The sequence below is a fragment of the Agrobacterium sp. 22-214-1 genome, from assembly GCF_053522465.1.
Map to the genome: position 1 here is coordinate 1 of NZ_JBNWCK010000005.1, position 15,585 is coordinate 15,585.

The window sequence follows — 15,585 nt, forward strand, 5'->3', positions numbered from 1 at the left end:
GGAACCGGAGAAAAAGGCAGCCTTCATGTCGCGACTGGCCCTGTTCCAGGAAACATGCAATAGGAACGGACGAGAGTTTCAGAAGACTTGAGGCGTCTGACGCCTCTTTATAAAGCCAAGAATTGGAGAGCCCGTGCGCATTCTCGATGAAGCCGTCATTTCCGAGCTGCCGAATTATTACCGTGGCAAGGTGCGGGAAAACTACGATCTGCCCGACGGCAACCGCATCATCATATCGACCGATCGCCTGAGCGCCTTTGATCGTATCCTCACCTGCATACCTTATAAGGGGCAGGTATTGACCCAGACGGCACGCTACTGGTTCGAACAAACGAAGGATATTTGTCCGAACCACGTCGTGAGCTATCCCGACCCCAATGTCGTCATCGGCAAGCGGCTGGACATATTGCCGGTCGAGGTGGTGGTTCGCGGTTATCTGGCCGGCACCACCGGGACGTCGATCCTGACTCTTTATAAGAAGGGCGAGCGCCAGATGTACGGCATGAGCCTGCCCGACGGGATGAAGGATAACCAGATTCTGCCCGAACCGGTGATCACGCCGACGAGCAAGGCCTTCGATGGCGGCCATGACGAGCCGCTGACACCGGCCGAGATCGTGGAGAAGAAACTGCTGACGCAGGAGCAATGGGACACGCTTTCCCGTTACGCGCTGGCGCTGTTCAAGCGCGGGCAGGAAATTGCCGCAAAGCAGGGACTCATTCTCGTCGACACGAAATATGAATTCGGGACGGATGAAAACGGCACAATCATCCTGGCCGATGAGATCCACACGCCCGATAGCAGCCGCTACTGGATGGCCGACAGTTACGACGAAAGCTTCCTCAACGGAACACGGCCGGCAAGCTTCGACAAGGATTTCGTGAGGGCCTGGGTCGCCGAACGCTGCGACCCTTATAAGGACGACGTTCCCGAAATTCCGCAGGACCTCGTCTTGCAGACCTCGAAGGTCTATATTGATGCTTACGAGCGCATCACCGGACAGAGCTTCGTTCCCGACGATAGCGGCGAGACACCGCTTGCAAGAATACGCCGGAACCTGGAGCCGTTTTTCCCCGGAGTCTGACCGTGAGCAAAACGATCGAACAGGCGAGAAAGGCCGACAGGAAGAGTGACCGTCCTGTCAGGCGCCGGCCTCGCCGTTCCGCCGAGGAAACGCGGCGGGACATTCTCGCCAAGGCAGAAGAGCTTTTCCGCGAACGTGGTTTCAATGCGGTGGCGATTGCCGATATCGCCGCGGCGCTCGGCATGTCTCCCGCCAACGTCTTCAAGAATTTCAGCTCGAAGAACGCGCTCGTCGATGCGATCGCCTTCGAGCAGATCGGCGCATTCGAACGGGACATCCAGCCGCTGGATAAAAGCCACGCGCCGCTTTCGAGACTGCGCCATCTCGCCCGCACGCTGATGGAACAGCACCACCAGGATCTAAACGACAATCCCTACATATTCGAAATGATCCTGATGACGGCGAAGCAGGACATGAAGTGCGGCGACTATTATAAAGCCGTCATCGCCAACCTGCTCGCTGACATTATCCGCGACGGTATCGACGCGCGAATCTACGCGCCGGCCGAGATTTCTCCCCTGGCGGAGACCGTGCTCCACGCGCTGACAAGCGTGATTCATCCCGTCCTCATTGCCCGGGAAGATATCGGCAATTTAGCAACACGTTGCGATCAACTCGTCGATTTAATCGACGCGGGATTGCGCAATCCGCTTGCTAAGTGACGATTCCCAATTTACGTCACCTTCTCGCAATTGCTTGCGAAGCGCAAAAGCCTGCGCTTCTATGCGCGTGGCGGTCCGGACAGAATGAGCGAATCGGGTCCTTCCAAGGCCTTCGCCTGTCGTGTCTGTTTCCGGACGCGCATCCGCCGAGCGACATTGCGCTTATAGTTGAATGCGATCGATACGCAGGGAAGAACAATGAGCCGACGTATTTTACCCCTATTTGCTTCTCTGTGTGTGACCGCGCTCCTGGCAGGTTGCAGCGATGGCGGCGAGAGCAGCCAGAACGCCGCCCAGAGCGCCGAGCGTCCGCCGTCTCCGGTCAGCATCATCCTGATGAAGACCAGCGAATATCCCTTGACCACCGTTCTGCCCGGCCGCGCCAGCGCGTTCCAGACAGCGGAAATCCGCCCGCGCGTCACCGGCATCATCCGCGAAATTCCCTTCAAGGAAGGCAGCGAGGTCAAGCAGGGTGATATTCTCTACCAGATCGAGGACAATACCTATCTGGCGGAAGTAGCACAGGCGAAGGCAAACGTGGCGAAGGCGGAAGCAAGCATTCCGAGCGCCCAGGCGAACCTTGCCCGCTACGAGCGGCTGGTCAACAGCGGCGCGACGCAGATTGAATATGAAAACGCCAAGGTGACGCTGCTGCAGGCGCAAGCCGATGTGGCCCAGACCAAGGCGGCGCTGGAAACGGCGGAAATCAACCTCGATCTCACCAAGGTCCGCGCCCCCTTCGACGGCATCACCAGCGCAACCGCTTTCAGCATCGGCAACGTGGTGACGGCCAACCAGACGACGGCTTTGACGACGCTGCGCCGCATCGATCCGATCTATATCGACCTGATGGAATCCAGCATCAATCTTCTGCGTCTGAAAAAGGCGATCTCGTCGGGCCAGCTCGGCGGCGACACGAAGGAGACCGGCATTCACCTGACGCTGGAAGACGGCACGGAATACAAGCATGACGGCAAGATCGACATGTCGGACATGGCCGTGAGCGAAACCACCGGCACCTTCTCCATCCGCGCCCTCTTCGAAAACCCGGACGATCTTCTGCTTCCCGGTACCTATGTCCGCGCCACGCTGACCATCGGCAAGGAAAAAGGCTTCCGCATTCCGCAGCGCGCCGCGAGCCGGAACGCCAATGGCGAACTGACAGCGAAATTCGTGACGGCGGAAAACAAGGTGGAAACCCGCACCTTCCCGTCCAGCCAGCAGTCGGGCAATGCCTGGCTGGTAACTGAGAACGTCAAGGATGGCGACAAGCTCATCGTCGACGGCTTCCAGTGGATTGCCGACGGTGCGACGGTCGCACCGGTTGAAGTGACCATCGACGATCGCGGTATCGTCGTTATGCCGCAGCAAGCTCAGCCTGCCGCCGCCCCCTCGAAATAAGCATGAGCACGAAACCCTCGGTCGAAGCTCGTAAAAGGTAAGGCAGGACTGCCATGGCCCATTTCTTCATCCGGCGCCCCGTGTTTGCATGGGTTATCGCCATCGTCATCATGCTGGGCGGCGCCCTTGCGATCTGGACGCTTTCCATTTCGCAATATCCCGATATCGCACCGACGACGGTACGCGTCAGCGCGACCTATAATGGCGCGAGCGCCGAGACAGTCGAAAAATCGGTGACGACCATTATCGAGGACGGCATGACCGGCCTCGACGACCTCACCTATATGACATCGTCGTCCTCAACCGGCAGCGCCGAAGTGACGCTGACCTTCGGCAATACCATCCTGCCGGACATCGCGCAGGTTCAGGTGCAGAACAAGCTGCAGCTCGTCCAGTCGCAACTGCCTGACACCGTGCAGCAGCAGGGTCTTCAGGTCAGTCGATCCACATCCAGTATTCTGATGGTTGGCGCACTGATCTCGACCGATGGCAAGCGCAACTCCGCCGATCTCGGCGATGTCTTCTCCTCTCGTGTCGAAGACCAGATCAAGCGCCTCGAAGGCGTGGGCAGCATCAACGTCTTCGGTTCCGAATATGCGATGCGCATCTGGCTGGATCCGTTCAAGCTCAATAAATACCAGCTGACTACGGCCGACGTGACCAGCGCCATCGAAAGCCAGAACACCCAGGTTTCGGTCGGTTCGCTTGGCGCGGTACCCGCAGTCAAGGGTCAGCAGCTCAACGTGACGGTGACGGCGCAGAGCCAGCTCACCACCGTCGCCGATTTCGAATCGGTCATCCTGAAAGTCGAGAAGGACGGCGCAACCGTTCGCCTGAGCGACGTGGCCCGCATTGAAATCGGCCAAGAAACCTATGGCGGCGATTCCCGTTCAAACGGCCGTCCTTCGGCTGGTTTCGCGGTCAACCTTGCCACGGGTGCCAATGCGCTCGATACGGCGGCGCGCGTAAAGTCGGCGCTTTCCGCTGTCGAAGGCTCGCTGCCCGAGGGGGTTTCGATCGAATATCCCTATGATACGACACCCTTCGTGAAGCTGTCGATCGAGAAAGTGGTACACACGCTGATCGAGGCGATCATCCTCGTTTTCGTCGTGCTGCTGGTGTTCCTGCAAAACCTGCGGGCCACCTTCATTCCGATGATCGCGGTTCCCGTCGTGCTTCTCGGCACGTTCGGCGTCCTTGCGCTGACAGGATATTCCATCAATACACTCACCATGTTCGCCATGGTTCTGGCCATCGGCCTTCTCGTTGACGACGCTATCGTCGTCGTCGAAAACGTCGAACGAATCATGTCGGAAGAGGGCTTGTCGCCCGTCGAGGCGACTGAAAAATCGATGGGCGAGATCACAGGTGCGATCATTGGCATCGCGCTCGTGCTCACCGCCGTGTTCATTCCGATGGCCTTCTTCGGTGGATCGACGGGTATCATCTACCGCCAGTTCTCGGTCACCATCGTTTCGGCCATGCTGCTTTCGGCGGTGGTCGCCATCGTTCTGACGCCGGCGCTCTGCGCCACGATGCTGAAGCCGATCGACCATCACAAGAAGCAGCGCGGACCGGGCGCGTGGTTCAACCGCGGCTTCGGCAAGACGACGGATGGTTACGTCTCCTCCATTGGCTACCTGCTGAAACGGCCTCTCCGCGTGATGATTATTTTCGCGATCGTGATCGGCGGCTGCGCCTGGTTCTTCAGCAAGCTGCCCAGCTCATTCCTGCCGCAGGAAGACCAGGGCGTGCTGCTGACGATCATCCAGACGCCGACCGGCTCGAACATCGAACGCACCAACGAGGTGGTGAAGCAAGTCGAAAGCTACTTCCGTGAAAAGGAAGCCGCCAATGTCGAATCGGTTTTCGGCGTTCTCGGCTTCAGCTTCAGCGGTTCGGGCCAAAACAACGCTATCGTCTTCACCAAGCTCAAGGATTTCGCCGAGAGAACAGCCCCCGACCAACACGCCGGCGCCATCGTGCAGCGTGCGATGGGCACCTTCTTCGGTTTCCGCGATGCTCAGGTGTTCCCGCTTCTGCCGCCGGCAATTCAGGGCATGGGTACATCGAGCGGTTTCTCGATGTATCTCGTGGATAGCGGTCGCAACGGCACCGAGGCACTGACCGCCACGTCCAAGGAGCTGATCGCGCTGGCGACCAGCAATCCAAAGGTCAGCTCGCTCAGAAGCGACAGCCAGGACAATGAAACGCAGATGAAGATCATTCTCGATCAGGAAAAGATGGGAGCCATGGGGGTCGATCTCTCCTCCGTGAACCTCATGCTGTCGACGATCTTTGCCGGCCGGGATGTCAACGACTTCACGCTGAACGGCGAGCTCAAGCCCGTTTATGTTCAGGGTGATGCGCCCTACCGCATGCAGCCGGACGACCTGAAGTTCTGGTATGCCCGCAATACCAGCGGCGAGATGGTGCCTTTCTCTTCCTTCAGCGAAGTGAAATGGATCAATGCTCCGCCGTCTCTCGCCCGCTTCAACGGCACGGGCGCGATCTCGCTCGAAGGCACTGCCGGTGCAGGCGTTGCATCCGGTGACGCCATGGACGAGATGGAACGGCTGACGGCGAGCCTGCCGGGCGGTTACACCGTGGCATGGCAGGGCATCTCCTATCAGGAACGCCTTTCCGGTTCGCAGGCGCCGATGCTCTATGCGCTCTCGGTGCTGATCGTCTTCCTTTGCCTTGCCGCCCTCTATGAAAGCTGGTCGATCCCCTTCTCGGTCATCATGGCCGTGCCGGTGGGCGTCCTCGGCGCATTGACTGCGGCGCATTTCTTCGGCCAGTCGAACGACGTCTACTTCAAGGTGGGCCTGCTGACGACCATCGGCCTTGCGGCGAAAAACGCGATTCTGATCGTCGAATTCGCCAAGGAAAGACAGGAGCATGGACTAAGCCTGATGGAAGCGACACTGGAAGCGGCGAAGCTGCGCCTGCGTCCGATCATCATGACGTCGCTGGCCTTCATCCTGGGTGTCGTGCCTCTCGCAATCGCAACCGGAGCGGGTTCCGCCGCACAAAATGCAATCGGTATCGGGGTGCTGGGTGGTATGCTTTCTGCAACACTGCTCGGAATTTTCTTCGTTCCGTCCTTTTTCGTCATCATTCGTCGCCTTTCAAGGCGTTAACAAAACAAAAATGGGCTGTGCCAACCGTTAATACGCTGCTAGAAATGTTGCCGATTTGGCAAATGCACGTTTCTACGGCATATCGACCGCGCAGCCCATTTGTCAGCAAGCCGCGCTCGGTAAGCCAACCAGAGAATTGGGAAAATTACATGCTGTCTATTCGCGCTACTCTTCCCCTGACAATGCTGCTGCTCTCAGGCTGTGTTGTCGGGCCCGACCACAAGACGCCGGAAATTCAATTGCCGGGAAAGTTTGCGGAAGCCGGAAAAACCAGTAATGGCGACATCAGCAGCGTTGCGTGGTGGACAGCCTTTAACGATAGCCGCCTCAATGGTTACGTTTCCACTGGCCTCAGCCAGAACCTGACCGTGATGCAGGCGATCGAGCGGATCAATCAGGCGGAAGCCCAGGTTATCTCGGCCGGCGCGGGCGGTCTGCCGAGCCTGACGGCAAACGGCAGCCACACGACCAGCGAGACCAAGGGTAGCTACCGTGATGTTCCCGTCACCAACGTGTCCTCAGGCAGTCTCAGCGTCTCCTGGCTGCTTGACCTCTTCGGCCGCTATCGCCGCGCCACGGAAAGCGCCAATGCATCGCTCGATGCCGCTTACTCCACCGTCGATGTTCAGCGCCTGACGCTGATTTCCTCGGTCGCAGCAGCCTATATCGATGTGCGTTATTATCAGGAGCGCCTGGCGATTGCCCGTCAGAACCTGGCTTCCCGCCGCGAAACGCTGGACCTGACCAAGCTGCAGCTTGAAGCGGGCGCGGCCTCCCGTCTCGATGTCGTCCAGTCCGAAGGTCTGGTGAACTCCACGCTGTCCGACATTCCGGGCCTCGAAACCAACTTCCGCAAGGCGGCGCATCGCATCGCCACGCTTCTCGGCCTGCCGGCCTCATCTCTGATTTCCGAATTGCAGAAGGGCGCACGCCAGCCGGTTGCCCGCAGCATTCCGCGCACCGGCATTCCGGCCGATCTCATCCGCAACCGTCCGGACATTCGTGTCGCCGAACGCAATCTCGCCGCCGCAGTTGCCTCAATCGGTGTCGCGGAAGCGCAGCTCTATCCCAGCATCGAACTCGGCGGATCGATCACGCCAAGCTACAATTTCCTGAGCGGTGGCGGCAGGGGAACGGCCAATAGCTGGTCCTTCGGTCCGAGCCTCGTTCTGCCGATTCTCGATGGCGGCAGCATCCGCGCCAATATCGATCTGGCCAATTCCCAGGCCCGTGAAGAATATCTCGTCTGGAAGCAGACGGTTCTGACCGCTGTGGAAGAAGTCGAAAACGCTCTGGCCGCCGTCACCCGCGATCAGCGCACGGCCGATGCATTGCGCAAGACCGTGGCGTCCTATCAGGAAGCGTTGCAGCTTTCGACGGCCAGCTACCGCGACGGTGCCTCCTCGCTGCTCGACGTTCTCGATGCGCAGCGCCAGGTTTCCACCGCACAGGCAAGCCTTGCACAGGCTGTACAGCAGACCGCGCAGGACTACGTCTCGCTGAACGTAGCGCTTGGCGGCGGTTATGCCGTTGGCCAGACCACGGCTCCGAAGAAGGCGCTCGGCCCGACCCGGACCGCGGCAAAGGCCATGTAAGATACGCCGCAAGGCAAAGAAAAAGCCCGCGTCTCGACGCGGGCTTTTTTTGTTATTCATGACACAAAAAAAGCACCGGTCTCCCGGTGCTTTTGTCTAACGGGCCGTCAGGCTCAGTTCTTGGCGCGCTCGACGTAGGAATTGTCTTCCGTCGCGATGACCACGCGGATACCGGCATCGATATGCGGCGGCACCATGGTGCGGATGCCGTTGGAAAGAATGGCCGGCTTGTAGGAAGAAGACGCCGTCTGGCCCTTAACGACCGGTTCGGTTTCGGTGATTTCCAGTGTGACGTGGCGCGGCAGTTCGACGGCCAGCGGATTGCCTTCATGAATGGAAAGAATGCAGGTCATGCCTTCCTGCAGATAGGCCTTCTGATCGCCCATCGTCTCAGTGTCGACCACGACCTGGTCATAGTTCTCCGGGTTCATGAAGTGGAAGCCTTCGCCATCTTCATAAAGGAACTGGAAGTTCAGGTCTTCAACGAAAGCGCGCTCGACCTGCTCGGTGGTGCGCCAGCGCTCGGAGACCTTCACGCCGTCAACGATGCGGCGCATGTCAACCTGCGTGACCGGCGTGCCCTTGCCGGGGTGAAAGTTCTGCGCGGTAAGAACGACGTAAAGCTTGCCGTCCACGTCGAGAACATTGCCCTTGCGGACGGATGAGGCGATAACCTTGACCATATGACTTCCTTGTAACTCGATGAAATGCGTCGTAAAGGACTGCGCGGCAGCACCGGCCCCGGCAGACGTTTTGTCTTTTTTCTGGGGCGCAACTACCTTAAATCCGCACGAATTGCCAGCCTTCTACAGCAATTCGCGGAAGAGTGCCTAGCGGTTTTCCGCCCGGAATAGCTTTAAATGACGCGATAAGGCGTTTTGCGGGCCGTTTATCCGCAATTGGGCGCCGCAGAGAAGACGGAAAAGAACAGAGAATGCGCGCAAGCAACGAAACAATGTCGCCATGGTGGACGCCGGACGTCCACGCCGACCGCCGCGCATTTCTCATTGGGCGCAATGCGATCCAGTCGGCTTTTCGCGGCTATTTCGCCAGCGCCGATTTTCTCGAGGTCGACACGGCGACACTGCAGATTTCCCCCGGCAACGAGGCACATCTGCATGCTTTCGCAACACAGGGCCTGACGCCGGCCGGCGACGCCGTGCCGCTTTATCTGCACACCTCGCCTGAATTCGCCTGCAAGAAGCTGCTCGCCGCCGGCGAAAAACGCATCACCTGTTTTGCCCATGTTTACAGAAACCGGGAACGAGGCCCCCTGCACCATCCGGAATTCACCATGCTGGAATGGTACCGGGTCGGCGAAACCTATGAGAGCCTGATGAAGGACAGCGCCAATCTTCTGGCGCTGGCAGCCGAAACCACAAAGACGAAGAATTTCACCTATCGCGGCCGCAGCGTTGATCCCTTCCTCGAGCCGGAGCGGGTAAGCGTCGCCGAAGCCTTCGAGCGATATGCGGGCGTCGACCTGCTGGCCACCATCAGCCGAAACGGCGAAACCGACGCTCGCCATCTTGCGGCGAACCTCACCGAGGCCGGGATCCGCGTGGCCGATGACGATACCTGGGCGGATATGTTCAGCCGCGTCATCGTGGAGCGGGTGGAGCCGGAGCTGGGTTTCGTCAGGGCGACCATTCTCGATGAATATCCGACCTGTGAGGCGGCCCTTGCCCGCAAGTCACCCAAGGATGCGCGGGTGGCGGAGCGTTTCGAGCTTTATGCCTGCGGCGTTGAACTCGCCAATGCCTTCGGCGAATTGACGGACGCCACCGAGCAGAGGCGACGTTTCGAAATGGAAATGGCCGAGAAGCAGCGGGTTTACGGCGAAACCTATCCGCTGGACGAGGATTTTCTGGCCGCACTGGCAATCATGCCATCGGCAAGCGGCATAGCGCTCGGTTTCGACCGGCTGGTGATGCTGGCAACCGGCGCGCCCCGTATCGATCTCGTCATGTGGGCCCCAGTCGCGGAATATGGACGATGACAGGGCTTGAGACCATCAAGACAGCCGAGGCACTTCTCGAAGCGGGGCTTATCGAAGCCGAAGCGCTCGAGACGCTGCGCGCGGTGACGCAAGTTTACGCGCTCGCCATCACGCCATCGATTGCCGGGCTGATCGACAGCCGCGACCCGCAGGATCCCATCGCCCGACAATTCGTTCCTGATCCGGCCGAACTCGTTCATTTTCCTGAAGAACGGGACGATCCGATTGGCGACGACGCGCACAGCCCCGTCCACGGCATCGTCCACCGTTATCCCGACCGGGTGCTTTTAAAGGCAGTGCATGTCTGCCCCGTTTATTGCCGCTTCTGTTTCCGCCGGGAGATGGTCGGACCGCAGGGCAACGGCATGATGAGCCCGGCGGAACTCGACGCCGCATTCGGCTATATAAAGGCCAATCCCGCCATCTGGGAGGTCATCCTGACCGGTGGCGATCCGCTGGTGCTTTCCCCACGGCGCTTGTCCGACCTGATGACGCGCCTGAAAGACATACCGCATGTGAAGATTGTCCGCTTCCATACCCGCGTGCCGGTGGTCGATCCCGACCGTATCGACGCGGCGCTGATCGATGCGCTGAAGGCCAGCGGCAAAACCACCTATGTGGCCCTGCACGCGAATCATTCCCGGGAACTCAGCGAAGCCGCAAGACAGGCTTCGGCACGCCTGATCGATGCCGGCATCGCCATGGTCAGCCAGACGGTCCTTTTGAAAGGCGTTAATGACGACCCGGCTGTTCTTGCCGAGTTGATGCGCGCCTTCGTCGAGACCCGTATCAAGCCTTATTACCTGCATCATCCCGATCTTGCGCCCGGCACCAGCCATTTCAGGCTGACGATAGAAGAGGGGCAGCGAATCGTTTCCGCTTTGCGGGGGCATGTCTCCGGCCTTTGCCAGCCGACCTATGTTCTCGACATTCCTGGCGGCCACGGCAAAGCGGCAATTGGCAGAAATGCGGCCGAAAAGACCCGCGATGGCTGTTATTCCGTTTCCGACTTCAACGGAAACGATCATATTTACCCACCGCCAGCCACCGGCGACGATTAAAAAATACATAAAAAGCCTGCTACAGCGGGCTTTTCGCGGCGGCAGCCAACGAAAACAAAAATTTCACATTTCCGCCCCTCTCCTGTCATCATAAAGAAAAATATTCTACCTATAACAATCAGCATTGATTTTAGTGCTGGTCTGGATTATCAGTGTGGAACTGGAGAACGAGTCTCCTGATTCCGGGCCAACACCAATACAGGGAGTGTGTCATGTCAAAACATATCAACATCAACGCAATCCTTGGTTTTGAGTCCTGGAACGCTGGATTTAAATCCACGTGTTCCCGCTGCTGTCGAATGTGACTTAACGGTCTCAATTTCCTGAAAATCAGTTCGACAACATGCTGTGTGAAGTAGCCACAGCGGGAGTATATCTATGCAGAAGCAAGTTATTGAATTCGCCGGCGAGCCCGTCGGCATCGTCATCCCGGATAATGACCGGTTGAAGTTCATCGCGGTGAAGTTCCACGTTCACGACCTGGACGAACAGAAGTTCGACAGCGCCGACGACGTGCGGATTGCGATCCGCGATCTCGTGCGCAACCGGAATCTGGCCGCGGTCGCCTGATGCGGGAAAACTTGCGCCCGCTCACAGAACCGTCAAAATCAGAGCGCGCCAAATATCGGACCCCGAACAGCGGCCCGATGGCGCGCTCTTCTCTTGCATGTCTTGCACGATAATCCGGCTGCCTGCATCGCGCCGGCCGTAGATCGCCAAATCGCTCTGAAAATAGAGCACGGAAGCGCCCCACCCGCTTCCCATCGTCAGACAGAAAGCATTCCAGCAGAATCAAAGTGGCGTATGGCGCCCTGCAAAACGGCACTCGTCGGGCTTTACCCCGCCGCCATGCATGTATCGTCAGATAGGCTGCATCAAAACGCGGTGAAGGTCAGCGTCGTCAGCGAGCGCACGATTCCCGGAATATTGACGATGTTCTGGTTGATGAACTTGCCGATATCTTCTTCCTGCGGCAGATAGATTTTCAGCAGCAGATCATATTCACCGCTGGTGGAATAAAGCTCGGAAACCAGTTCCGTCTTATAGATGGCGTCGGCGACATCATAGGTCTTGCCGGGCTCACATTGAAGCTGAACGAAAATGGGCTTCACGGACATCTCCCGTATTTGAACTTTCGGTGCATGGCTGCTCGCGCCACGCGTCATGGCGCACTATTGGCTGAGCGGCGTCCGTCTTGCAAGACCGCTTACCGGTTTACGCTGAAAACTCCCCGGCCCCACCGTTCGCCCCGGTTGCGGCCTCGGAAACGATCCACCGCCGAAAACTTTCGAGCGGCGCATAACCGGCGCGATCCGGCATGCAGGCGAGGTAATAGGCTTCCTCGCTCTCCACTTCCCCCGCAACAGCCGCGACCAGACGACCACTTCGCAACTCCTCCTCGATCATGAAAGAAGGAATGAGCGACGCCCCAACCCCGGCGCTCGCCGCCTCGGCAATCGTCGTGAACTGATCGAAAAGCATGCCATGCACATTGTCGAAACCGACGTCGTGGCTGCGAAACCACTGCTCCCAGGCATCCGGCCGTGTCGTCATGTGCAGCAACGGGACATGCAGCAGATCGTCCGGCCTTGAAAGCCCGTGTCGCGCCTTGAAGGCAGGGCTGCATACCGGAATGACCTTTTCATGCATCAGGAAAACCAGCTCGGTGCCCGGCCAATGCGGCAATCCGAAATGGATGGCCGCATCGACTGTATCGGTGCGGAAATCGAACAGCGATGATCGCGTCAGAAGATTGACCGAAACGCCGGGGTGTCTGGCGATGAAATCGGGAAGGCGCGGCACGAGCCAGCGCGTGCCGAAGCTCGGCAGAACCCCGAGGTTGAGCGTGCCGCCATCCGGATTGGCGCGCAGGTTGAGCGAGGCCGTCGATATGCGCCGCAAGGCCTCGCGGATTTCCCGCGCATACCCCTCCCCCGCCCTCGTCAGCCGGATCGTCTGCCGCTCACGCAGGAACAGCGCCACGCCAAGCTGCTCTTCGAGCGCAAGGATTTGGCGGCTGACCGCACCCTGCGTCAGCCCCAGTTCCCTCGCAGCGGCGGTGACGCTGCCCGTCCGGGAAGCGGCTTCGAAAGCCGCCAGCAGCGAAAGCGACGGCAGAAAACGGCGTGGCGGCAGAACCATATTCCCTCACGGAATGAACTCTTGACGATATGTCGATATTCAACAGGTAAGACCACTTGTAAAGTCTTATAAACAAGGGCTTGTCACTCATACGAAGAACAAATGAACTGGCCCGGAACATGGTGGAACGATGTATAATGACCCCCGCTCGCACGGCCTCTGGGAAAAGACCGCGCCGCAGCCGCCCGTAACGCCCACCTTGCAGGGCGCAGCAATTGCCGATGTCGTCGTCGTCGGAGGTGGCTTCACCGGCCAGTCCGCCGCCCTTCATCTTGCCGAACGCGGTGTGGATGTCGTTCTTCTCGAAGCAAGGCAAATCGGTTTCGGCGGCGCGGGCCGCAATGTCGGCCTCATCAATGGCGGCATGTGGGTCATGCCGAAAGAGCTGCCCGGCGTGCTGGGCGAGGTTTACGGCGAGCGGCTTCTCGACCTTCTGGGCAATGCCCCGCTTCTCGTGCGTGAACTGGTGGAAAAACACGCAATTCCCTGCGAGATGGAAAAAAACGGCACGCTCCATTGCGCCGTCGGAGAAAAAGGGCTCGCCGAAATCCGTGAGCGCTGCGAACAATGGGCGGAGAGAGGCGCACCCGTCCGTATCCTCGATGCCGAAGAGACAGCGAGATGCACCGGCAGTACGGGCTATTCCGGTGCGCTTCTGGATACACGCGCCGGCACGATACAGCCGCTCGCCTATGTTCGAGGCCTTGCCGCAGCCGCCCAGAAAGCGGGCGTGCGCCTGCATACCGAAAGCCCCGCGGTAGCGACCGAACGCAGCAATGGAAAATGGGTGGTGAAGACGCCGCAAGGGTCTGTAACCGCCAACTGGATCGTTGTAGCCACCGAAGCCTATAGCACCGGCCCATGGCAGATCGTTCGCGACGAACAGGTCTACCTGCCCTATTTCAATTTCGCGACGAGACCGCTCGGCGATAACCTGCAAAAGAGCATCCTGCCTGGCCGTGAGGGCTGCTGGGATACGAAGGAGATTCTCTCATCCTTCCGCATGGACAAAGCCGGCCGGCTGGTCTTCGGCAGCGTCGGCGCCCTGCGCGGCACCGGCGCCGCCATTCATCGTGCCTGGGCGAAGCGTTCGCTGAAGCGACTTTTCCCGCAACTCGGGGATATGGAATTCGAATGTGAATGGTACGGTCAGATCGGCATGACCGACAATGCCGTGCCCCGCTTTCACAAATTCGCTGAAAATGTCGTCGGCTTTTCAGGTTATAACGGCCGCGGCATCGCGCCGGGCACGGCCTTTGGCAAGGTCATTGCGCAGCATATTCTCGGAGAGATTGCTGAAGCCGAATTGCCGCTGCCTTTGACGGAGCCGAAAGCGCAGTCTTTCCGGGCGGTGAAGGAAGCCTATTACGAAGCAGGCGCACAGATCGCCCATTTCGCCGGCGAGCGTTTTTGATCGGAGACAGAGCCGCTTCAAGGGAACGACGTCATCCTTGGGCTTGTCCCAAGGATCTAATCACGTTCAATAAAATGGAAACGTTGCAGATGCGCGGGACAAGCTCCAGCATGACGAGGAGAGCCTTTCGAGCTTAACAACCCCTCTACACAGACACCCCGGCAGCCTCTTTTCCCCATCTCATCGATATATCCTTGAAAATATAATGATTGCCCTATAGGCCTATCGATATATTCACCAGAATATCTCGAACCGGGGGTAACAGACCATGAGACTTTTGCGTCGCAGCTTCTTCAAAACCATTGCCGCAGCCACATCCTTCTGGATGGTGGCCTCATTCGCAGCCGTTCCGGCCCATGCAGCCGAAAAAGTCACGGTGTTTGCCGCCGCAAGCATGAAAAACGCGCTCGATGCTCTCAACGCCGAATGGACGAAGGAAAGCGGTAACGAAGCAACCGTTTCTTATGCAGCAAGCTCGGCGCTGGCCAAGCAGATCGAGCAGGGCGCACCGGCGGATATCTTCGTTTCGGCCGATCTTGCATGGATGGACTATGTCGCCGAAAAAAAGCTGATCAACGCTGACAGCCGCTCCAATCTTCTCGGCAACCGCATCGTTCTCGTCGCTCCCGCAGACAAGGCAAAGCCGGTCGAGATCAAGCAGGGCTTCGATCTTGCCGCTCTGGTGGGCGATGGCCGTCTGGCCATGGGTGCGGTCGATTCCGTGCCGGCGGGCAAATACGGCAAGGCCGCTCTGGAAAAACTCGGCGTCTGGTCCTCGGTCGAACAGAAGGTTGCCGGCGCGGAAAGCGTGCGTGCCGCCCTGCTGCTCGTCTCACGCGGCGAAGCACCCTATGGCATCGTCTACCAGACCGACGCCGCCGCCGATCCGGGTGTGAAGATCGTCGGCACCTTCCCGGAAGACAGCCATCCGCCGATCATCTACCCGGTGGCCATTCTTTCGGAAGCCAAGTCCCCGGCAGCAAAAGCCTATCTGGATTTCCTGAAGTCGGCCAAGGCAACGCCCTTCTTCGAAAAGCAAGGCTTTACCGTTTTGAAATAAACTGCCTTTCGTGGCCCCAACCTA

General features: G+C 58.8%; 13 protein-coding genes. 10 read left to right on the top strand and 3 right to left on the bottom strand.

Going from position 1 to position 15,585, the window contains the following annotated elements:
- The first annotated feature begins 133 nt into the window (after window positions 1–133).
- From ACQZ5G_RS17830 to ACQZ5G_RS17850, 5 genes are all read left to right on the top strand, one after another.
- Window positions 134–1,084, top strand: a complete 951-nt coding sequence (locus ACQZ5G_RS17830) for a phosphoribosylaminoimidazolesuccinocarboxamide synthase (protein ID WP_003521329.1) — start codon at window positions 134–136, stop codon at window positions 1,082–1,084.
- A gap of 2 nt (window positions 1,085–1,086) precedes the next feature.
- Window positions 1,087–1,746: a TetR/AcrR family transcriptional regulator gene (locus tag ACQZ5G_RS17835; protein ID WP_003521328.1), complete on the top strand. Its 660-nt coding sequence runs from the start codon at window positions 1,087–1,089 to the stop codon at window positions 1,744–1,746.
- A gap of 198 nt (window positions 1,747–1,944) precedes the next feature.
- Entirely contained in the window at window positions 1,945–3,147 is a 1,203-nt protein-coding gene (locus tag ACQZ5G_RS17840) for an efflux RND transporter periplasmic adaptor subunit (protein ID WP_065657016.1), read from the top strand.
- Window positions 3,148–3,200: 53 nt separating this feature from the next.
- A complete protein-coding gene (locus tag ACQZ5G_RS17845) occupies window positions 3,201–6,290 on the top strand; it encodes an efflux RND transporter permease subunit (protein ID WP_035261240.1) in 3,090 nt (1,029 codons plus the stop codon).
- 149 nt (window positions 6,291–6,439) lie between these two features.
- Window positions 6,440–7,885, top strand: coding sequence for an efflux transporter outer membrane subunit (locus tag ACQZ5G_RS17850; RefSeq protein ID WP_448737905.1), 1,446 nt, complete (start codon window positions 6,440–6,442; stop codon window positions 7,883–7,885).
- Window positions 7,886–7,998: 113 nt separating this feature from the next.
- Here the strand turns inward: ACQZ5G_RS17850 and efp are convergent, their stop codons facing one another.
- Window positions 7,999–8,568: an elongation factor P gene (gene efp / locus ACQZ5G_RS17855; RefSeq protein WP_003521324.1), complete on the bottom strand. Its 570-nt coding sequence runs from the start codon at window positions 8,566–8,568 to the stop codon at window positions 7,999–8,001.
- Window positions 8,569–8,819: 251 nt separating this feature from the next.
- On the opposite strand from efp, the gene epmA reads away from it, so the two are divergent.
- The 3 genes from epmA (at window position 8,820) to ACQZ5G_RS17870 (ending at window position 11,515) form a co-directional block, all read left to right on the top strand.
- Window positions 8,820–9,884 (top strand): EF-P lysine aminoacylase EpmA, encoded by a 1,065-nt coding sequence (gene epmA / locus ACQZ5G_RS17860; RefSeq protein WP_448737906.1) that lies wholly within the window; start codon window positions 8,820–8,822, stop codon window positions 9,882–9,884.
- Window positions 9,881–10,945, top strand: coding sequence for a lysine-2,3-aminomutase-like protein (locus ACQZ5G_RS17865; protein ID WP_448737907.1), 1,065 nt, complete (start codon window positions 9,881–9,883; stop codon window positions 10,943–10,945). The genes epmA and ACQZ5G_RS17865 overlap by 4 nt, the downstream gene beginning before the upstream one ends.
- Window positions 10,946–11,323: 378 nt before the next feature.
- Entirely contained in the window at window positions 11,324–11,515 is a 192-nt protein-coding gene (locus ACQZ5G_RS17870) for a hypothetical protein (RefSeq protein ID WP_003492264.1), read from the top strand.
- A gap of 305 nt (window positions 11,516–11,820) precedes the next feature.
- Here the strand turns inward: ACQZ5G_RS17870 and ACQZ5G_RS17875 are convergent, their stop codons facing one another.
- Entirely contained in the window at window positions 11,821–12,057 is a 237-nt protein-coding gene (locus ACQZ5G_RS17875) for an Lrp/AsnC ligand binding domain-containing protein (protein ID WP_003521320.1), read from the bottom strand.
- A gap of 103 nt (window positions 12,058–12,160) precedes the next feature.
- Window positions 12,161–13,087: a LysR family transcriptional regulator gene (locus ACQZ5G_RS17880; protein ID WP_003521319.1), complete on the bottom strand. Its 927-nt coding sequence runs from the start codon at window positions 13,085–13,087 to the stop codon at window positions 12,161–12,163.
- 130 nt (window positions 13,088–13,217) lie between these two features.
- Between ACQZ5G_RS17880 and ACQZ5G_RS17885 the strand changes: the two genes are divergently transcribed.
- Window positions 13,218–14,501: an NAD(P)/FAD-dependent oxidoreductase gene (locus ACQZ5G_RS17885; protein ID WP_448737908.1), complete on the top strand. Its 1,284-nt coding sequence runs from the start codon at window positions 13,218–13,220 to the stop codon at window positions 14,499–14,501.
- 268 nt (window positions 14,502–14,769) lie between these two features.
- Window positions 14,770–15,561, top strand: coding sequence for a molybdate ABC transporter substrate-binding protein (gene modA, locus ACQZ5G_RS17890; RefSeq protein ID WP_448737909.1), 792 nt, complete (start codon window positions 14,770–14,772; stop codon window positions 15,559–15,561).
- Window positions 15,562–15,585 lie beyond the last annotated feature (24 nt).